This window comes from Frankia sp. AiPs1 (assembly GCF_023716945.1).
Lineage (GTDB): Bacteria > Actinomycetota > Actinomycetes > Frankiales > Frankiaceae > Frankia.
The window spans coordinates 16,494-34,898 of record NZ_JAMQQF010000004.1 but is presented as its reverse complement, the minus strand read 5'-3'; the positions used below and the strand labels follow the sequence as shown (position 1 = coordinate 34,898).

Annotated in this window: 18 protein-coding genes and 1 pseudogene; 1 reads left to right on the top strand and 18 read right to left on the bottom strand. The window is 68.7% G+C overall.

The window, feature by feature from the left end:
• Nucleotides 1–67 precede the first annotated feature (67 nt).
• From ND748_RS01490 to ND748_RS01435, 12 genes are all read right to left on the bottom strand, one after another.
• The gene (locus ND748_RS01490; RefSeq protein WP_251743504.1) at nucleotides 68–1,237 is read right to left on the bottom strand and encodes an acyl-CoA dehydrogenase family protein; all 1,170 of its coding nucleotides are present in this window, start codon (nucleotides 1,235–1,237) and stop codon (nucleotides 68–70) included.
• On the bottom strand, nucleotides 1,234–2,412 hold the full coding sequence (locus ND748_RS01485; RefSeq protein ID WP_251743502.1) for an acyl-CoA dehydrogenase family protein: 1,179 nt from the start codon (nucleotides 2,410–2,412) through the stop codon (nucleotides 1,234–1,236). The genes ND748_RS01490 and ND748_RS01485 overlap by 4 nt, the downstream gene beginning before the upstream one ends.
• A gap of 27 nt (nucleotides 2,413–2,439) precedes the next feature.
• Complete coding sequence (locus ND748_RS01480; RefSeq protein WP_011601454.1) at nucleotides 2,440–3,219, bottom strand: aspartate/glutamate racemase family protein; 780 nt, start codon at nucleotides 3,217–3,219, stop codon at nucleotides 2,440–2,442.
• A gap of 83 nt (nucleotides 3,220–3,302) precedes the next feature.
• Nucleotides 3,303–4,058: an SDR family NAD(P)-dependent oxidoreductase gene (locus ND748_RS01475; RefSeq protein ID WP_251743500.1), complete on the bottom strand. Its 756-nt coding sequence runs from the start codon at nucleotides 4,056–4,058 to the stop codon at nucleotides 3,303–3,305.
• Nucleotides 4,055–4,831: an enoyl-CoA hydratase/isomerase family protein gene (locus tag ND748_RS01470; protein WP_251743499.1), complete on the bottom strand. Its 777-nt coding sequence runs from the start codon at nucleotides 4,829–4,831 to the stop codon at nucleotides 4,055–4,057. The genes ND748_RS01475 and ND748_RS01470 overlap by 4 nt, the downstream gene beginning before the upstream one ends.
• A 34-nt stretch (nucleotides 4,832–4,865) precedes the next feature.
• Nucleotides 4,866–5,621, bottom strand: a complete 756-nt coding sequence (locus tag ND748_RS01465) for an SDR family oxidoreductase (protein WP_251743498.1) — start codon at nucleotides 5,619–5,621, stop codon at nucleotides 4,866–4,868.
• A complete protein-coding gene (locus ND748_RS01460) occupies nucleotides 5,618–6,073 on the bottom strand; it encodes a Zn-ribbon domain-containing OB-fold protein (protein WP_251743497.1) in 456 nt (151 codons plus the stop codon). The genes ND748_RS01465 and ND748_RS01460 overlap by 4 nt, the downstream gene beginning before the upstream one ends.
• Entirely contained in the window at nucleotides 6,073–7,236 is a 1,164-nt protein-coding gene (locus ND748_RS01455) for a thiolase family protein (RefSeq protein WP_251743496.1), read from the bottom strand. Before ND748_RS01455 ends, ND748_RS01460 begins: the two co-directional genes overlap by 1 nt.
• 40 nt (nucleotides 7,237–7,276) lie before the next feature.
• Nucleotides 7,277–8,992, bottom strand: coding sequence for an AMP-binding protein (locus tag ND748_RS01450; RefSeq protein WP_251743495.1), 1,716 nt, complete (start codon nucleotides 8,990–8,992; stop codon nucleotides 7,277–7,279).
• Between the two features lie 397 nt (nucleotides 8,993–9,389).
• Nucleotides 9,390–9,980: a TetR/AcrR family transcriptional regulator gene (locus ND748_RS01445; protein ID WP_011601446.1), complete on the bottom strand. Its 591-nt coding sequence runs from the start codon at nucleotides 9,978–9,980 to the stop codon at nucleotides 9,390–9,392.
• Complete coding sequence (locus ND748_RS01440) at nucleotides 9,977–10,471, bottom strand: nuclear transport factor 2 family protein (RefSeq protein WP_251743494.1); 495 nt, start codon at nucleotides 10,469–10,471, stop codon at nucleotides 9,977–9,979. Before ND748_RS01440 ends, ND748_RS01445 begins: the two co-directional genes overlap by 4 nt.
• Nucleotides 10,471–11,619 (bottom strand): NADH:flavin oxidoreductase/NADH oxidase, encoded by a 1,149-nt coding sequence (locus tag ND748_RS01435; RefSeq protein WP_251743492.1) that lies wholly within the window; start codon nucleotides 11,617–11,619, stop codon nucleotides 10,471–10,473. The genes ND748_RS01440 and ND748_RS01435 overlap by 1 nt, the downstream gene beginning before the upstream one ends.
• Nucleotides 11,620–11,752: 133 nt before the next feature.
• Here ND748_RS01435 and ND748_RS01430 point away from each other — a divergent pair, with 133 nt between their 5' ends.
• Entirely contained in the window at nucleotides 11,753–12,343 is a 591-nt protein-coding gene (locus ND748_RS01430; RefSeq protein WP_251743491.1) for a PaaI family thioesterase, read from the top strand.
• Nucleotides 12,344–12,367: 24 nt separating this feature from the next.
• Here ND748_RS01430 and ND748_RS01425 read toward each other — a convergent pair whose 3' ends face one another.
• The 6 genes and pseudogenes from ND748_RS01425 to ND748_RS01400 all read right to left on the bottom strand — a co-directional run bounded on the left by ND748_RS01425 (nucleotide 12,368) and on the right by ND748_RS01400 (nucleotide 18,360).
• Nucleotides 12,368–13,147 (bottom strand): enoyl-CoA hydratase-related protein, encoded by a 780-nt coding sequence (locus ND748_RS01425; RefSeq protein ID WP_251743490.1) that lies wholly within the window; start codon nucleotides 13,145–13,147, stop codon nucleotides 12,368–12,370.
• A 4-nt stretch (nucleotides 13,148–13,151) separates the two neighbouring features.
• The gene (locus ND748_RS01420; protein ID WP_251743488.1) at nucleotides 13,152–14,066 is read right to left on the bottom strand and encodes an NADP-dependent oxidoreductase; all 915 of its coding nucleotides are present in this window, start codon (nucleotides 14,064–14,066) and stop codon (nucleotides 13,152–13,154) included.
• A 40-nt stretch (nucleotides 14,067–14,106) separates the two neighbouring features.
• The gene (locus ND748_RS01415) at nucleotides 14,107–14,295 is read right to left on the bottom strand and encodes a hypothetical protein (protein WP_251743487.1); all 189 of its coding nucleotides are present in this window, start codon (nucleotides 14,293–14,295) and stop codon (nucleotides 14,107–14,109) included.
• A 239-nt stretch (nucleotides 14,296–14,534) separates the two neighbouring features.
• A pseudogene (locus ND748_RS01410) lies at nucleotides 14,535–15,177 on the bottom strand (IS701 family transposase); the annotation flags it as partial.
• Nucleotides 15,178–15,280: 103 nt separating this feature from the next.
• Complete coding sequence (locus tag ND748_RS01405; protein WP_251743485.1) at nucleotides 15,281–15,625, bottom strand: helicase associated domain-containing protein; 345 nt, start codon at nucleotides 15,623–15,625, stop codon at nucleotides 15,281–15,283.
• Between the two features lie 329 nt (nucleotides 15,626–15,954).
• Nucleotides 15,955–18,360, bottom strand: coding sequence for a phosphoketolase (locus ND748_RS01400; protein WP_374215820.1), 2,406 nt, complete (start codon nucleotides 18,358–18,360; stop codon nucleotides 15,955–15,957).
• Nucleotides 18,361–18,405 lie beyond the last annotated feature (45 nt).

The window sequence follows — 18,405 nt, the reverse complement described above, 5'->3', positions numbered from 1 at the left end:
TGCCAGGTCAGCCGCACCCGCCCTACGCACGATGTTCCTCCAGGGTCCGGTCACGGACGGACGGCCATCAGCGCCGACGCGACCAGTTGTGGATGTTGTTGCGCTGGATCGCCGACGAGCCACCGATGATCGGCATCAGGAGGGCATCGCGGACGTAGCGCTCCACATCGAAGTCGGCGACATACCCGTACGCGCCGAGGATCGTCTGGGCGTCGAGCACGACCTGCCGGCAGGTCTCGGTGACGAAGAGCTTCGCCATGGACGTCTGCACGCCACAGACGTCGTTCCGGTCGGCCAACTCGGCGGCATCGTCGAGAACCAGGCGCGACGCGTAGAGCTGGACCCGCATGTCCGCCAAGGTGTGCGCGACCGACTGGTGCTTCAGGATCGGCACACCGAACTGCTCGCGTTGCTCGGCGTAGGCCAGCGCGTCCTCGTACGCGGCGATCCCCAGGCCCAGCGCCATGGCCGCGACCTCGAGCTTCTCGACGTCGAGACCGGTCCCAGTGATCATCGACCAACCGCGGTTCCACCCGTCCTCACCCCCCATCAGCAGGTCGGCCGGCACTCGCACGTCGTCGAAGACGACATCGGTCGTCTGGCTGCCCTTGATGCCCATCGCGTCGATCGGCGTGATGGTCACGCCCTCGGCGTCGGGCGGGACGAGGACCAGGCTCAGGTTGCGGTACCTCGCTCCGCCGGGGTCGGAGTTCGCCAGCGTGTAGATGTAGTCGCTGAGGCCGGCGCCGGTGCAGAAGCGTTTGGCACCGTTGATGACCAGCTCGTCACCGTCGCGCCGCACCGTGGTTCTCACACTCGCCAGGTCGGCCCCGACATCCGGCTCCGTCCAGCCGTAGGCGAACAGCATGCGCCCGGCCGCGATCTCCGGCAGCCACTGCGCCTTCTGTTCCTTCGAGGCGCAGTCGACGACCGTCATCCCGGCGTAGCAGGCGGCCATGATGTACGGGATGGCCACGGCCATGCTCCGCTTCGACAGCTCCTCGATCACCATCAGCGTCGCGTGGATGTCGCGACCGACACCGCCGTGCTCCTCCGGGATGGCCAGGCCCATCACGCCCAGCTCGGCCAACTCGTCGAGGACGGGGCGCGGGAAATGCGCCGCCTTGTCCCACCCCGCGGCGTCGGAACGCGACATCTTCTCGGACACGAACCGGCGCACGACGGAACGGAGCTCGAGCGCGTCCTCGGTGAGGTAGCGGTTGGTTTCGATGCTCATCGTCCCGCACCAGCGGCCTTGTAGGTCTCGCGGGCGATGATCACCTTCATGATCTCGCTGGTGCCCGCGCCGATCTCGTGGTGCTTGGCGTCGCGGTAGAGCCGCGCGGCGGGGTACTCCTCCATCAGGCCGTAGCCGCCGAGGATCTGGACCACCTCCCGCGAAGCCTCGACCGCCACCTGCGAGCTGTAGAGCTTGAGGATCGCCGAGGATCTGGTGAGCTCCTCGCCCCGCTCCAGCTCGCGGATGAGGTGATAGAACATCACGCGGGACATCTCCACACCGGTCGCGATTCGGGCGATCTTGTCCTGGGTCAGCTGGTAGGACGAGAGCTGTTCGCCGAATACCGTCCGCTGGCCGGAGTACTCCACCGCCAGCTCCAGGCAGGCCTGGGCTATGCCGGTGTTGGACGCCCCCTCGAACACCCGCTCCAGGTCGAGGCCCTCGAGCATGTAGTAGAAGCCCATGTCGACCTCGCCGAGTACCTGGTCCCGCGAGACCCGCACATTGTCCAGAAAGACCTCGGCGGTCGGCGAACTCCGCAGCGAAAGCTTGTCGAAGGGCTGGCCCACCGACAGGCCAGGGGTGTCCTTCTCGACAAAGAACGCGGTGCCACCCCGGGCTCGGCGGTTCTCGCCGCTGGTCCGGGCGAACACCAGGAAGACGTCCGCGATCGGAGCGTTGGTGATGAAGGTCTTGGAGCCGTCGATGACCCACTCGTCCCCGTCGAGCCGGGCTGTCGTCCTGGGACTGAGCGCGTCCGAACCGCCGTGCGGCTCGGTCAGGCAGATGGACGCCGACGATGTTCCCGCGATGAGCGGCACGAGGTACTTGCGCTTCTGTCCCTCGGTGCCTCGTTTGATCAGGTGGCGCGCGATCAGGCTCATGTTCACGAAGAGCGTGGCATCGAGGCCGGCATCCACCCGCGCCGTCTCCTCGGCCACGATGGCCCGGGTCATCAGGCTTCCGCCGCCACCGCCGTACTCCTCCGGAGCAAAGCAGCCGAGCAGCCCCTGGTCCCCCATCAGCTTGAGCAGCTCGGCCGGCGGCCGTCCCGCGCGTTCCATGTCGGGCACGATCGGCCGGACGTGCGTGTCCATGAATCGGCGCACCACCGTCTGGAACTCGCGCTCCTCCTCGGTCAGCAGCGAGTGGGCAACGGAAGCGTTCACCATCTTCTTCTCCTCTGGTTGAACCCGCGCTCAGAGCCCGAACAGGGCCCGGACGCGATCGGTGTCGGCCTCGGCGAGCCGCTGGGTGTAGCCCGTGCGACTGGTCGGGGGAAGGCCGCCCTTCTGGGTCAGCTCGACGCGCAGCTCGAGTGTCTTGAGCCCGACGCTGAGGGTCTCGAAGACCGGGATTCCGCCGTCGATGCTGTGCAGACCCGCGGCCGCCGCCATCGTGCTCAGACCGGCCGAGCCGATGACGATGGCACCGGCGCCCCGGTCGACGAGCTTCCCGGCCTGGCGGCGAATGTCCTCCACCACGAAGTCCGGATTGCCGAAGCCTTCGGTGAACGCCTTCGCCGACGGCGTCTCGATCCGTTCGACGCCGACGCACCGGTCCAGCAGACCGTTGCGGGCGATCAGGCTGTGACAGGTCTCCGCCCAGGCGCGGTCCTCGACCGTCACCACGCCGAACCGGTAGGCGTAGGAGCTCGCGAGATGGAGCGTCGCCTCCCAGGGGCCGACGACCGGGATGTCGACCAGGGTGCGCGCCTCGGTGATGCCCGGGTCCCCGCTGCACGCGACCATCGCGCCGTCGACCCCGCTGCGACCGGCATCCAGGATGTTGTGGATCACGTCGACGGCGTTCAGCAGGTACGGGTAGCCGAAGACGGTGTCGGAGGCGCGCCTGAGCCTGGCCCAGCGGTGAACGATCTCGGTCTCCGGACGCTTCACGCGGTTGAAGACCTCGGTGACCATCTCGGTGTACGGCTCGGATCCACGCTCGGCGTTGATGTGTACGACGGCAAGTCGCATCTCGCATCTCCCTGAAATAAAATCAAGCGCCCGTTCGATATTGTGGGGAACACAGGTCCCGGGGTCAAGAGCCGTGCACCAGCTCAGCGCAGGGCGCCGACCGAAAGCCCGCCGCAGACCGTCAGGGTCTGCCCCGTGATGTAGGCCGACTCGGGCGAGACCAGGAAGGAGACGGCCGCCGCGATCTCCTCGGGGTGGCCCGCCCGGCCCACCGGGATCTGGGCCACCTGGGCCGCCTGGAACTCCGCCGGCGTGCCGAGGAACATTCCGGTGGCGATCACGCCGGGCTCGATGCAGTTGACCGTGACCCCGTGGCGGGCCAGCTCGACCGCGGCCGACCGGGTCAGGCCTTCGATCCCGCCCTTGGCCGAGCTGTAGCTGATCCCGGCGACGACCCCACGCGCCGCCACCGAGCTCGTGTTCACGATCCGGCCGAAGCCCGCGGCCTTCATCCCGGGCCCGAAGGCACGCACCGTGTGCATCGTCGCGAACAGGTGCGTCCGCAGCACGAGCTCGAAGTCTGCGTCGGACAGCTTGGACAGGACCGAGTTACGCACCGCACCGGCCAGGTTCACGAGCGCGGCCACCGGTCGGCCGAACGCCGCCGCAGCCTCGTCCCTGAGCTCATCGACCCGCGCCGGGTCGCTGATGTCAGCGACCGCCACGACGGCCCGGCCGCCGGCCGAGGTGATGGACTCCGCCACCGCCCGTGCGCCCTCCGGGACGATGTCGACGACCACCACGCTCCAGCCGTCGTCGGCCAGGCGCCGGGACACCGCAGCGCCGAGACCTCCACCGCCCCCCGTGACGACGGCGACGTCCCCGTCCACAGTCCTCACCGTCGCTCGTACGCGGGAGCGCGGCGCTCGAGGAAGGCGGCGATGCCCTCACGGTGGTCCGCGGTCTCGAACAGAGCGGCAAAGATCTCGACCTCGCGTCGATGTCCCTCGTCGAGCGAATGCCGCAGGCGGTAGTTGGCCGACCGCTTCGCCGCTTCGACGGCCAACGGCCCCGCGGAGTTGATCCGGGCGGCGACGTCGAGCGCGGCCTCGACGGCCTTCCCTTCGTCGCACACCTGGTCGACGAGGCCGATCCGCGCAGCCTCGGTGGCCGTCAACCGGTCGCCGGTGAACAACAGCCGCTTCGCCGTGCCGACGGGAAGAGCTGAAAACAGCATCTGCGTTCCACCCGCGCCGGGGATCAGGCCGAGTTGCACCTCGGTGACACCGATCTTCGCCCGCTCGTCGGCAATGGCGAAGTCACAGGACAGCAGGAGCTCCAGACCGCCCCCGAGGGCGTGCCCGTTGACCGCCGCGATCACCGGGACCCGAAGATCGAACAGGGTGTTCTGCATGCGCTGCACCCGCAGTGCCATGTCGGCCGCGCCCCGGCGGTCGATCTCGGTGAAGTACCGGATGTCGCCACCGGCGACGAAACACCGTCCCGCCCCGGTCAGAATCATCGACCGGGCCGTGGTGTCCTCCTCGACCTCGCGCGCCGCTCGCTCGATGTCCGCCGCGACGTCGGGATGGAGGGCGTTCACCGGCGGGTTGTCGATGGTGACGACGCGCGTGGCGCCGACCCGCTCGAGCCGGACATGCTGGTAGCTCATCAGGAGCCTCTTTCCGCACAGAGAGGGCGCCGGGTCAGACCATCCGACGGACGACGGACATGGGCAGGACCTTCAGGCCGGCGGCGAACGCCGTCCAGGGCCAGCGCGGCACGCAGGCGTCACGGACCTCTCGCTGGATGGCGTCGACCATCGCCGTGCAGCCGACGTCCGCGTCCATCAGCAGCGGGTGGCGTCGCCCGGACCTGCTCTGCATCTCCGAGTCGATGTAGCCCGGCCGGATCGTCGAGACCGTGATGGGAAGCCCCTTGGCCCGGACATCCCCGCGGATGCCCTCGGCGAGGTGGGTGAGTGCCACCTTCGAGGCGGCGTACACGTTCATCGGTCCGGGCATGCCTCGGGCGGCCACCACCGAGGAGATCACCACGAGCTGGCCGCGGCCCTGCCGGTACAGGATGCGCATGGCGGCCTCGCACTGGGCGATGCCGCCTACGAAGTTGGTCAGAGCGGTGTCGCGGTTGCCGCGCAAGTGCCCCGCCCCGACCGCCGAGCCCTTCCCCAGCCCGGCGTTGACGATGATCCGGTCCAGGTGCCCGAGGTGCTGCGCCGCGGCTTCGAACGCCTCGAAGACGGCGTCGTGGTCGTTGACGTCCAGGGCGTAGGTCGCGACGGTCCGGCCCGGGTGCTCCGTCACGACGGCGGTACGGAGCTCGTTCAGCCGGTCGAGGCGGCGAGCCGTGATCGCAAGGTCGGCGCCGCGCGCGGCGAAGATCCGCGCCATGCCGGCGCCCAGGCCAGCGCTGGCCCCGGTGATGAGCACGCTCTCACTCATGACAGTTTGCCCGCCCGGGTGAAGACCGGGACGACACGGCCGGCCCGCTCGGCGAAGTCCAGCTCCAGGCGGTCCCCGATGGCCAGGCCCTCGACGTCACCCACGACGTTGGACATCATGATCGGCCCCTCGTCGAAGCGGACCAGGGCCACGACGTACGGTGCGTAGCCGGCGAACGGGCCGCTGCCGCGGTGCACCACGCTGAAGGACTCGAGGACCGCGCCGCCAGCCGGCCGACGCCACTCGAGCTCCGAGGTGGGAGCCCAGCAGTGCGAGCAGAGGCTACGCGGGTAGAACTGCCAGGCGTCGCAGGCCGTGCAGTGCTGGAGCCAGAACTCCCGGCGCGAGCAGCCGTCCCAGAAGGTGGCCTCCACGTCGCCGGACGGGTCGACCTTCCGCACCGCGTCGGCCCTCACCGCGTCGGCCCTCACCGCGTCGGCGCTGTCGTTCATCACGACCTCCCCAGGATCAGGAACCCGTTGTTCGCCAGCCAGCTCCCCTGTCCGTGCACGAGCCCGAGCCCGGCGTCCCGCACCTGCCTCGGCCCCGCCTCACCGCGAAGCTGGGTGACCGCCTCGACGACCGAGTCGAGGGCGGCGCCCATGCCGGGATGGCGGAAGGCCAGCGTGCCGCCGTGGGTGTTCATCGGCAGACGGCCACCGATCTCGATGGCACCGTCCTCGACGAAGGCGCCGCCCTCGCCCGGACCGCAGAATCCGATCGACTCCAGCAGGATCAGGGGCACGATCGTGGCCGGATCGTAGAACTGCACGAAGTCGACGTCCGTCAGCTCCGCGCCCGCCTGTCGCAGAGCGAGGTCCGCGGCCCGGCGGATGTGCGCGAAGTGGACCAGACTCGGCGCCTGGGACAGGCTCATGAACGCACTCGCCTCGCCGTACCCCAGCAGCGCCACCGAGCGGCGGTCGACCCGCTCGCGGGTCACGACGAAGCCCTGCGCCCCACCGGTGGAGATCAGGGCGAGCATCGACCGCGTCAGCGGCGTCGACACCAGGACGTCGTCGACGACGGATCGCACGGTCAGCTCGCCCGACACCTCGGTGTGTGGGTTGAGCAGGCCGTGCTTGCGGATGCTGACCGCGACCCGGGCGAGCTGCTCCATGCTGGTGCCGTAGTCGTGGACGTGCCGGGCGGCCATGAGCGCGAAAGCCGTCGGGATCAGCGGACCGAACGGTCGCTCGTAGCTGGCGTCGAAACTCTTCATATAGAGGTCGATCGCCCCCTCGAGGCCGAGCGTGGAGGCGAAGGTGTCGGCCGACAGCACGAGCACGTTGGTGGCGAGTCCGGCGCGAACGGCCGAGCGGGCGAGGTGCAGGACGTCGGTGGCCGGCCGGCCGCCGTAGGGGGCCATCGCCGTATAGGCGGCCCCGAGGCCCAGATACTCGGCGACCTCGGCGGGATTACGTTCGAACGGCTGCGGGATCGAGGAGGAGAGCACCAGACCGTCGATGGCCGCTCGGTCGAGGCCCGCGTCGGCGACGGCATCGGCGGCGGCCGCGGCGAGCAGATTCAGGTACGCCGGGGCCGGCCGGCCGCGGCCGACGATCTCCTGAGCCGATCCGGAGATGTAGACCGGCGGGCCCTGGTTCGCACTCATCCGTCCGCCCACCGGCGGGCGCCTGGCAGCGAGCGGGCGGTCATGCCTGCTCCTCTCGCAGTACGTCGGCGAGTTCCCTGCGCAGCACGAACTTCTGGACCTTTCCTGAGGGCGTGCGAGGGAGCTGGTCCACCAGGACCAGACGCTGCGGCCAGAACGGCTTCGCCATGCCGGCCGCGTCGAGGAAGCGGGCGACGTTCTCCAGTGTGAGCGAGGAGCCGGACGGGCGCGGAACGACCATGGCGCAGACCCGCTCGCCGAGCCGCTCGTCGGGATAGGCGACGACCGCGACCTCCTGGACCTCCGGGTGCTTGTAGAGCGCGCTCTCGATCTCGACCGCGGAGATGTTCTGGCCACCTCGAATGATGATGTCCTTGCTTCTCCCCGCGATCCGGATCGCGCCGTCCGGAAGGACCTTGCCGAGGTCTCCGGTGTCGTACCACCCATCCGCGGTGAACGCATCCAGGGTGAGATCCTCCCGGCCGAAATAGCCGGCGAACACCCCGGGCCCGCGTACCTGCAGATTGCCGATCGTCCCCGCGGGAACCGGCGCCAGGTCGTCGTCCACCACCCGGGTCTCCTGCCAGGGCACCGGGTAGCCGTCGCTCGCGTCGAGCACGTCCAGTGCGGCACCGAGGTGGTGGATGCTGGCGATCCCGGTCTCGGAGCACCCCCACAGGGGGACCAGGCTCGTCGAGAAGATCTGGTCCATGTCGACCGCGACGCCGGGCGGGATCGAGGCACCGCCGCAGGCGAAGGCCCGAAGTTTGCTGGCGAGCGGCCGGGGGCGGTGCTTCTGCGCGTCGACCATGTCGAGTGCGAAGGTGGTGGCCGAGAGCGTCCAGGTGAGCCCTTCGGTCTCCAGCAGGTCCAGCATCTGGTCGACGTCCCACTGGTCCTGGTAGACGACCTTCTGCCCCAGGGAGAGGGGGACGAGCATGCCGTGGATGAATCCGGTCAGATGCCCCAGGGTCGATGCCATGAACGCAATGTCGTCGGACTTCAGATCCAGGGCGTTCACAATGACGTTGCGATAGCCGGACCATGCGGTGTTGAAGGTGTGCAGGGCCGCCTTGGGCTTGCCTGTCGTGCCGGAGGTGAATACCAGCATCGCGAGGTCGTCGGCTCCCGGACGCAGCGAATCGAGTGTCGCGCCGAGAGCCGGATCTAACTCCCGCCGAGGCTCAATAAACTGGCGCGCGAAGTGCAGTTCGCTGCTGACGGCATCGTCGGCGTTGATGAAGTACACGTGCTCCAGCGACGCGATCTCGCGGTGGAGGCGAGCCCCCATCTCCGCGAAGTCGTATCCGCGGAAGTGCTGGGGCGCGACATACACCGCGCTCCCCGCCTCCTCGAGCATGTGCCGCACCTCGTGCTCCCGATAGATGATCGGGATCGGGTTGGGAACCGCACCGACGCGCATGGTGGCGAGCGCCAGTGCCGGGCCTTCCCAGCCGTTCGCAACCTGGATCGACACCACCTTCCCCGGGCCGGTGCCGATGTCAAGTAACGCCGCGGCGAACCGGTCGACATAGGCACGCAGCTGGCCATAGGTCACGGTCTCCGGCAGCAGGCGGCCCTTGGCGTAGGAGACGACGGCGGCCTTGTCCGGAGTGCTGTCGGCGTGATCGAGAAAGTCGTCCAGGAAGGTCCGATGACGCCACTGTCCCTCAGCCCGGAAACGCTGGACCTCGGCCGGATCGAACAAACGCATCCCCGCGGCCAGCCGGGTTCCCTTGAGCTGCTTGCGCTCCATCGCCGTCTCCTTGATCGTGCGGCGCCTGTGGTCGGTCTCACTATTCGAGCGGACGCTTGATTCATTACACTACTGTCACTCGCCACGCGTGGTCAACGGGGACGGCGGACGCCGGTGCGGCCGATCCGGCGCTGGGGCCAGCGCGGGGACGCGCTCCAGCCGCCCGCGCCCGAGCGGCGCCCGCGGCTGTTGAGGTACCGAAGGTGATCGCGCTGACCAGGTGGCTGGTGTTGGAAGCGGCCGGTGCGTCTCCGCGACCGCCCTGGCGCGCGATCAGAGACCAGCCCGGACAACTACCGGGTGGTCAGGACGACGAATGTGTCGGTAACGCCGGTGCTTCGACCTCGAGATGCGCGCCGGGGCTACGCCGCACACCGTCGGCGGCGCGTCAGCCAGCTCATTTCAGGCCGACCATGCGGCGCGTCAGTTCAAGGAAGTCCATGGTCAGCACTTCGAGCCCGAAGGGGCCGGCAGGGTCATACCAGCTGGAAATCGCGGTCAGCGAGGACAGGATGGCGTTCCGCGTGATCCGAGGGTGGGTGAGATCGAAGATCCCGGCAGCAGCGCCGTCCTGAAGGATCTCGGCGAGGATCAGATCGAACCGATCCCGCCGTTGCAGGTAAGACTCCTGTCGATCATGCGTGAGCGACCGGACCTCGATGCTCGCGATGAATGTCTCCTCACGTCGGACGACGTGCCACCGGACGAGGGTGCGAACGTAGGCCTCGAGTCGAGAGACGGGCTCCGTCAGGCCTTCGAGGTTCTGCTCGAGGTCCAGGAGGATCTCGTCGAGCAGGTCGACCAGGAGACGGTGCAGAAAATCTTCCTTGCTGGAGAAGTAGTAGTACAGCGACCCCGGCTTGAGACCGGCCGCCTCAGCGAGCTGTCGCGTGTTCATAGCTTCAAAGCCGTGGCGGTACAGCAGACTCACACCAGCGGCACGCACCCGCTTCCAGGTCTCGTCACGGTTGGACCCTGCGATTCTCACGGGTCTGCCTTCCTCCCCATCCCTTGCGATGCCAGGTGCCGGACGGCCACCTCGATTCCATCCGTGACCAGCCACCTGCGCACGATACGACGAAGAATCTTCCATTCACCGTCGACGAGCCGGTATTCGTCATCGTACGTGGCCGCCACGAGGCTCGGCCGGTCGTCATGGTCGACGCAGATCGCAAAGGAGTCGCTGACCCCGGTCGCCGAGTCGGGGCCCGACCGGGTCACCACCTGGTTCGTGGTCCAGTGGTGCGTCGAGGCGTACGCCGCGCGCACGAAGTCCAGAGCGGTGGCGAGCTCGGTGTGACCGGAGAAGCGCCCGGATCGCCGGCCGATGACGTACTCGCCTCGGCTGTGCCAAATCGACAGGAACGTCTCCTGGTCAGCCCGGTCGACGCCGTGACAGTAACGGGCGCCGAGTTCGACGCACTTCGCCCGCACCCAGAGCTCCTCCAGCCGGTCGACCAACTCCTCCGGACCACTCATCACCGCCCACCCGCCGGCCGCTCACCACGCGTGAGACGGTCCAACTGCCGTTGCCGCTTGGCCAGCCAGGATCTGCTCTGGATCGGCAGAAGGTCGAAGCGATCGGCGAAATCGTACTGGCCGAGCTGGTCGCGCGCGTGCACCGGCCAGCTGGGATTCGCGAGCGCCTCACGGCCGAGTGCGACGAGGTCGGCGTGCCCGTCCCGCACGATGGCGTCCGCCTGCGCTGGTTCGGTCACCAGACCCACCGCGACCGTCGGCACGCCGGCGCGGGCCCGTATCTCGCCGGCCCAACCGACCTGGTAGCCGGGTCGGATCCCGTGGGTGTAACTGCCTCCGTAGCCTCCCGAGGAGCAGTCGACCGCGTCAACCCCGAGTGCCCTCAGGCGCCGGGCGAACTCGACGGTCTGCTCGATGTCGATGCCGTCGGTGCCGTTGTCGACGGCTGCGACGCGGACCAGCAACGGCTTGCCGTCCGGCCAGGCGGCCCGCACGGCGTCGACGACCTGAAGAGGGAACCGCATCCGACCCTCGAGGGAGCCGCCGTAGTTGTCTTCACGCGTGTTGCTCAGTGGCGAGAGGAAGGAGTGCAGGAGATACCCGTGGGCCATATGCAGCTCGATGGCGTCCGCACCGACCCGGTGCGCACGCTCGGCGGCGGAGCGCCAGAGATCGAGCTGCGCCGCGAGCTCCTCGGACCGCAGCGCCACGGGGCGCTGCCACCCCTCGAGGTACGGCGCGTCCGTAACCGACCGAATCTCCCACCGGCCCGACGCCGGCCGGTCCGGCTCGGACGCCCAGGGCGGGAGCGTGGCCGCCTTCGGGCCGGCGTGGGCGAGCTGGATCCCGAAGCACGCGCCCGCCCCGCGCACACAGTCGGCGATCCGGCGCAACGGGTCGATCTGGTCGTCGCTCCATAGCCCGAGGTCACCGTAGGTCAGCCGCCCATCAGCGGTTACTGCGGTGGCCTCGGCCATGACGAGACCGAATCCACCCAGCGCGAACCGCCCCAGGTGGACCAGGTGGTAGTCGTTCGCGAGCCCGTCGGTGGCGGAGTACTGACACATCGGAGAGAGGACCGCGCGGTTGCGCAGGGTGACCTCGCGCAAGGTGAACTCGTCGAAGAGTCGTGCCCCGGTATGGCTCATCGGACATCCCTCCGGGCTAGATTCGATCGAGCGCTCGTTAGGTACCGTAGGCCACGTCCAGATGTCGCGTCAATAGATCAGCACATGTCGACCAGCCCACCAACCGTTCTTTGTGATGGAAAGGATTCATGCCATGGTCGCAAGCGCCCCGACCGCGCTCGAGCGCAGGACCTACCGAAACGCCGTCGACGCCGCGGTTCGCATACTCGATCGACTTGCGGTGATCGAGCCCGACGCCGACACGCTGAGAAAATGCGAGCGAGCCCTGACGCAGGTGGAGGATGCCCTGCGATCGCTGCCAACTCTGCCTGAGAACGTGGAAGCACCCGCGCATGCGCCCGGAAACCCTCGCTTCAACCCCGCGGAGCGCGGTCTCGTCCCGGCATTCGCCATCGACGCCGGGGATACTGGGCAGCTGGTCGGACGCGTTCAGTTCAGCCCTCGGTTCGGCGGCACCGCATCCGTTCACGGCGGTGCGCTCAGCCTCTTCTTCGACGACGCGCTCGGAATGGTCGCCAACGGATCCGTGACCGGCGGCGTAGCCCGCACCGCTTTCCTCCGAATCGACTACCGGAGCTTGGCTCCGTTGGATGTCGAGCTCCACTGCCGGGTCTGGATCGAGGCCGTGGATGGCCGCAAGCGCTTCCTCCGCGGCGAACTGTGCCACGGCGACAGGCTGGTCGCCGAGGCAGAAGGCCTGTGGATCGCCCCGCGTACGCGCTGATCTCAGCCGACCGGGGCAACAACATCACGCGGAGTAGTTCGGGATCCGTTGTTCGAGCGTGGCCCGGCGCGCCTCCACCGAATCAGGATGACCCGAAAGCTCCCGGGTGAGGCCCTGTTCAAACGTGTAGCCGGGCTGAAGATCCATGACCTCGATGGCGTTCAGGCTGCGCTTGGCCATCCGGATCGCGGCCGAGCTGTGCCGGACGACGCGGCCTGCGTGCTCGCGAGCCCGGGCGACCACCGCTTCCGGTGTGGTCACCGCGAGGACGGCACCCAACGCCTCGAGCCGGCGCACATCGATCGGCTCTCCGGTCAGATACATCCAGCGCAGAATCGGCTCGGGCACCAGGCGGGCGAGGTGACGGGCGCCCCCCATGATTCCGACGCCGATCTCCGGGGTGCAGAACCGCGCATTGTCGGCGGCAACCACGAAGTCGCACGAGGCGGCGATCGCGAGGCCGGTGCCCACCGCCGCGCCCTGTACCGCGCCGACCACGGCGACCGGGCAGTCCTGGATGGCAAAGAAAGCGGCGCGGACCTCGGCCATTCTTTCGTCGGAGTTCTCCGGGGTCAGCGTTCCGAACTCGTGCAGATCATTACCCGCGCAGAAGTGACGACCCCGGCCGGCAAGCACGATGGCCTTCGTGCTGGGGGCGTAGGCGTCGTGCGACGAGAAGAACACCTCGAGTTCACGGTACATGGCCTGCGAGACCGAGTTTACCGGTGGACGCGCGAGCCAGACGGTGGTAATGGCGCCACTGATTTCAATCTCGAGATGCTCGAACGCGTTCTCGAGAAGCATACTGTCACCAGTCCTCACGGATGAGGACGACGTTTCGTTGACCATCCTGCTCGAACTCCCTGTGCGCGGCGTGAATGTCCTTCATGGGGAAGATGCTCGTCGTCTCGAGGGTGAGGACGGCCGCGCCCAAGAGCTCGACCAACTCCTCAAGATCGGCGCCGGACTCCTCAGTGACGAGGACGGTGCGGCGCTGCAACCGTCGCGCGAGCACGTCACGCGCGGGCGCACGGTCGGGGACAAGGCAGATGTAGAGGCCGCCGTCGACGAGCGCCGGGGAGAAGTCGGCTCCGGCCGCGTCGATGACCACGTCGACCGAACGGGTCGGCGGCTGGCCGACGTGTGGGGTGAACAGCTCATGGGTCGGCAACTGATCTGCCTGTTCCGGGCGGCGAACCAGTCCGTGGACCCGCGCACCCCGGTCAAGCAGCAGCTCGACGGCGAGACGACCGACGGAGCCGGCCGCCCCGCAGACGAGGACGGCCGTCCCCGGCCCCGGCTTCGCTCGCTGGACCGCCTGGTAGGCGGTGAGACCGGCGAGAGGGAGTCGGGCCAGCGAGAGCGGATCCATGTGCGCGGGCAGGCGCGCCACGGACGTCCGAGGCAGACAGACGCGCTCGGACCACGTGCCTACCCCCGTGAGCGCCACGGCCGACATGGCGAGTACCTGTGTACCTGGGGCCAGGTCAGTCACCTCCGCACCCGTTTCGACGACCGTCCCGGCGAGGTCGTATCCCAGGGTGAAGGGATAGGCCCCCCGCAGTGGCACGACAGCGCCGGTGCGGATCTTGACGTCGGCGGGGTTGATGGACGACGCGATCAACTCGATCTTCACCTCGTCCGGCCGCGGCGTCAGATCCTCGACGGACCGCACGACCAGGGACGTGATCCCACCCGGCGCCTCCACCTGGACCGCGAGCATCTCCATCACCCTCCGCTCGCCATGATAAATCGTGCGCTCGTTAGAATCTACCATCCACGTCGCCCTGATCGAGCTCACCGCCCACGTCCCTCTCACCCACCGCCGGCCGGGGCGTGCGGGCCGCGACCGCCCGGACGATGGTGGCCAGTGCGCAGGTCCCGCAGGTCACGCAGGTCCCGCAGGTCACGCAGGTCACGGTGTTCCACACCATCGACGTCACCGCGACCATGGAACTGCTCGACCAGCTCCGCGAGCTGCCGGAGTTCGCCGAGCTACGCTCTCCATGCGGCTACGGCGGGCGATCAGTCGAGGTAGATCGGGTCGTCCGAGTCGTCCGGTTTTGTCAGCGCGGCGAGACCAAAGAAGCCGCCGCTGCGGCGAGTTCGGCCGGGTTCGTGGTAATTCGCCCTGCCCGGCACCGGGAAGTCGACGCTGGCCCGGCGGCTGGCCTACTCAAGGGAGGACTGGGTTCTGTTCTTCCAGCCAGACCCGCAGGTACTTCACCTGCCCGTAGGCCTCGTCCGCGGTCACCCAGCCGAACGGCACTCCGGCCGTGATCGCCCGTTCCAGCATGGCCATCGCCTGGCGCGGCTTCGTCGCGAACTCCACGTCGTCCGGCACACCCGCCGTCCGGCAGCGGTCCCGGTCGTCCGTCCAGGACTCCGGCAGGTAAAGCTCCCGGTCGATTAGCGCATGCCCCCACCGGGACCGGTAGGCCAGGAACGTCCCGATCTGGCAGTTCTCCCGCCGACCCGCCGTCCCTGAGTACTGCCGCTGCACCCCCGCCGACCGGGTGCCCTTCTTCAGGAACCCCGTGTCAGCCACGATCAGCACAGCATCCGGATCCCCCAAGACGGCCGACCACGAAGTCCCGAACGTCGTCACGGACCCCGTCCACATCCCAGTCCGCGCGGCACAGCAGCCGCTGCATCCCGTCCGGCGACCGCTCACCCGCACGCTCCGCCAGCGTCCACCCGTTCTTCCGATCAAGCCCCGCGACCAGCCCAGACACATACTCACGGACCCGCCGCCGCGGCTCCGCACGCCCGAACCGGCCACCGACCCGCTCACACAGCCCATCCAGCTCAGCCGCCCACGCCTCCACCACCACAACCCAGATCATCTACCACAGACGACGCAAGTGCCGTTGCAGTACTAGGCCGCGGATCAGGCCGAAGTTCACCGGGAGCGGGCTGTCGCGACACCCCGATCGCTCAGGGGCCTTCTTCCGGATGCTCGCCGCCGCGGTGGTGGTGGGCAGCCGGGGCCGGTATCCAGTCCCAGCAGTCGACGCAGTCCAGCGCCGCCCGCCGCTCGTCGGCCAGCCGGTTCTCCAGATACGCCTCGCGCTGCCTGGCGACCCAGGCCGCCAGCGGGAAACCGGACTCGTCGCGGTAGCCGTCCGACGGCCGGGTGTGGCCGTGCCGCCCGGCGAAGGCGATGATCGCAGTCACCCCCCGCTCGAACTCGACCGCGTCGGTCCGCGCGGCGCCGGTCGAGAGGTGCCCGACGGCCTGCTGCAACTTCCCGTTATGGATGGAGTCTGCATGATCCGTCACGATGATCGGTGGTCCTCCGCCCGGTATCGGTTCGTCCGTGATCTCGCCGCTGTCTTCAGCGTCCCCTCCCTCTGTAGGCCGGTACCCGCGCCACCGTGACATCGAGCCGCCTCCGCGCAGCCCACGTCCACGGCGTGCCAGGGTTCCTCCGGGCGGCGGGGGTCGGTGCTGCACTCGGCACCGGCGACCGCGACCCGTTCGGCCTTCGGTTTGTCGACGACAAGGGACTCGGTCACGTGCGTACCTCTCGCCGACGTTGCTGCGGACTGTGACTGACGACGGGCCGGTGGCACCGCCGGACGGACCTACCGGTGCGGCCGCGCGACTGGTCAGGCCCGGTCGGGCCAGGTCCAGTTGGTGACGGTCGGATCGTCCTCGCCGTGCTGGCGGGTGTAGGCGCGGGCGGCGAGGCGGCTGTCCGCCATCCGCTGCCGCAGGACGGCGGCGCGGCTGCCGAGCGACGGGAGGCGGTCGATGACGTCCATGACCAGATGGAAGCGGTCGAGGTCGTTGAGCATCACCATGTCGAACGGCGTGGTGGTGGTGCCTTCCTCCTTGTAGCCGCGCACGTGCAGGTTCCGGTGGTTGGTGCGCCGGTAGGTGAGCCGGTGGACCAGCGCGGCGTAGCCATGGAACGCGAAGATCACAGGCTTGTCCGAGGTGAACAGCGCGTCGAACTCGCGGTCGGGCAGTCCGTGCGGGTGTTCGGTGTCCGGCTCCAGCCGCATCAGGTCCACGACGTTGACGACCCGCACCTTGAGGTCGGGAAGGTGGGTGCGGAGCAGGTCGGCGGCGGCCAGGGTCTCGAGGGTGGGGACGTCGCCGGCGCAGGCGAGTACGACGTCCGGTTCGCCGTCGGTGTTGCCTGCCCAGGGCCAGATGCCCAACCCGCGGGTGCAATGGGCGACCGCCTCTTCCATGGTCAGGTACGTCAGCGCAGGTTGCTTGCCGGCGACGATGACGTTGACGTAGTTGCGGCTACGCAGGCAGTGGTCGGCGACGGAGAGCAGGGTGTTGCTGTCCGGCGGCAGGTAGACGCGGACGACTTCGGCCTTCTTGTTGATGACGTGGTCGATGAATCCGGGGTCCTGGTGGGAGAACCCGTTGTTGTCCTGGCGCCAGACGTGCGAGGACAGCAGGTAGTTCAGCGACGCTATCGGCGCCCGCCACGGGATGGCACGGGTCGTCTTCAGCCATTTGGCGTGTTGGTTGACCATCGAATCGACGATGTGGACGAACGCCTCGTAGCAGTTGAACAGGCCGTGCCGGCCGGTCAGCAGGTAGCCCTCCAACCAGCCCTGGCACAGGTGCTCGGACAGCACCTCCATCACCCGGCCGTCGGGGGCCAGGTGGTCGTCGCCGGGGACCGTGATCGCGTCCCAGGCCCGGTCGGTGGTCTGGAACACGGCGGACAGCCGATTGGAGGCGGTCTCGTCCGGGCCCATGATGCGGAACCGGTCCGGGTTTCGGGCGACGACGTCGCGCAGGAACGCGCCCAGCACACCGGTGGCGGAACTCGAAGCGGTGGCAGGACGGTCGACGGGTACGGCGTAGTCACGGAAGTCCGGGATCACGAGGTCGCGCAGCAGCCGGCCGCCGTTGGCGTGCGGGTTCGCGCTCATCCGACGGTTGCCGACAGGGGCGAGCGCCTGTAGTTCCGGGACCAGCCGCCCGGTGGCGTCGAACAGCTCCTCCGGCCGGTAGCTGCGCATCCACCGCTCGAGCTGTTCGCGGTGTCCTGGGTCGGTTCGGGTCTCGGTGAGCGGCACCTGGTGCGCGCGCCAGGTGCCCTCGACCTGGACGCCGTCGACCTGCTTCGGGCCGGTCCAACCCTTGGGCGTACGCAGCACGATCATCGGCCACGCCGCCCGAGGCGGCGGCGTGGCCGCTGTCCGACCAGGCCCCTCGACCGCCTCCCGAGCGCCGCGCTGGAGGGAGGCGATCTCGTCCAGGACGACGTCGAGGGTCCTCGCGAGCTGGTGGTGGACGTCAGCGGGGTCGTCTCCGGTCACGAAATGCGGCATGTAGCCATAGCCACGCATGAGCTCGGCGAGTTCGGCCTCCGGGATGCGGGCCAGGACCGTCGGGTTGGCGATCTTGTATCCGTTGAGATGCAGCACCGGCAGCACGGCGCCGTCGGTGACCGGGTTGAGGAACTTGTTCGAGTGCCAGCTCGCGGCCAGCGGCCCGGTCTCGGCCTCCCCGTCACCTACTACGCACAGCACCAGCAGGTCCGGGTTGTCGAACGCGGCGCCATACGCGTGCACCAGCGCGTAGCCGAGCTCGCCGCCTTCGTGGATAGAACCCGGTGTCTCGGGTGCGACGTGGCTGGGGATGCCGCCGGGGAAGGAGAACTGCCGGAACAGTGCCCGCATCCCCTCCTCGTCACGGCCGACAGCCGAGTAGACCTCGCTGTAGGTCTGCTCCAGGTACGCGTTCGCGACCAGCCCCGGGCCGCCGTGACCCGGACCGGTCACGTACAACGTGTTGAGGTCGCGTTCCTTGATGACGCGGTTCATATGCGCGTACAGCAGGTTCAGCCCGGGGGTTGTACCCCAGTGGCCGAGCAGGCGTGGCTTCACGTGTTCGGCCCGCAGCGGTTCGCGCAGCAGCGGGTTGTCGAGCAGGTAGATCTGCCCGACCGAAAGGTAGTTCGCCGCCCGCCAGTAGGCGTCGATCAGGTTCAGGTCCTTGCGGCTGTAGGTTCGGGTCGGGGTCGGGTCCAGAAGAGTCACCGGGCATCTCCTTCCGCAGTCTGACCCGCGCCGCTCGGGCGGCGC

Excerpts from the sequence above, each read along its gene's own strand:
- ND748_RS01490 (WP_251743504.1), bottom strand. The coding sequence starts at position 1,237 with ATGAGCATCGAAACCAACCGCTACCTCACCGAGGACGCGCTCGAGCTC.
- ND748_RS01485 (WP_251743502.1), bottom strand. The coding sequence starts at position 2,412 with ATGGTGAACGCTTCCGTTGCCCACTCGCTGCTGACCGAGGAGGAGCGC.
- ND748_RS01480 (WP_011601454.1), bottom strand. The coding sequence starts at position 3,219 with ATGCGACTTGCCGTCGTACACATCAACGCCGAGCGTGGATCCGAGCCG.
- ND748_RS01470 (WP_251743499.1), bottom strand. The coding sequence starts at position 4,831 with ATGAGCTACCAGCATGTCCGGCTCGAGCGGGTCGGCGCCACGCGCGTC.
- ND748_RS01465 (WP_251743498.1), bottom strand. The coding sequence starts at position 5,621 with ATGAGTGAGAGCGTGCTCATCACCGGGGCCAGCGCTGGCCTGGGCGCC.
- ND748_RS01460 (WP_251743497.1), bottom strand. The coding sequence starts at position 6,073 with ATGAACGACAGCGCCGACGCGGTGAGGGCCGACGCGGTGAGGGCCGAC.
- ND748_RS01455 (WP_251743496.1), bottom strand. The coding sequence starts at position 7,236 with ATGAGTGCGAACCAGGGCCCGCCGGTCTACATCTCCGGATCGGCTCAG.
- ND748_RS01450 (WP_251743495.1), bottom strand. The coding sequence starts at position 8,992 with ATGGAGCGCAAGCAGCTCAAGGGAACCCGGCTGGCCGCGGGGATGCGT.
- ND748_RS01440 (WP_251743494.1), bottom strand. The coding sequence starts at position 10,471 with ATGAGTGGTCCGGAGGAGTTGGTCGACCGGCTGGAGGAGCTCTGGGTG.
- ND748_RS01435 (WP_251743492.1), bottom strand. The coding sequence starts at position 11,619 with ATGAGCCATACCGGGGCACGACTCTTCGACGAGTTCACCTTGCGCGAG.
- ND748_RS01430 (WP_251743491.1), top strand. The coding sequence starts at position 11,753 with ATGGTCGCAAGCGCCCCGACCGCGCTCGAGCGCAGGACCTACCGAAAC.
- ND748_RS01425 (WP_251743490.1), bottom strand. The coding sequence starts at position 13,147 with ATGCTTCTCGAGAACGCGTTCGAGCATCTCGAGATTGAAATCAGTGGC.
- ND748_RS01420 (WP_251743488.1), bottom strand. The coding sequence starts at position 14,066 with ATGCTCGCGGTCCAGGTGGAGGCGCCGGGTGGGATCACGTCCCTGGTC.
- ND748_RS01415 (WP_251743487.1), bottom strand. The coding sequence starts at position 14,295 with ATGGTCGCGGTGACGTCGATGGTGTGGAACACCGTGACCTGCGTGACC.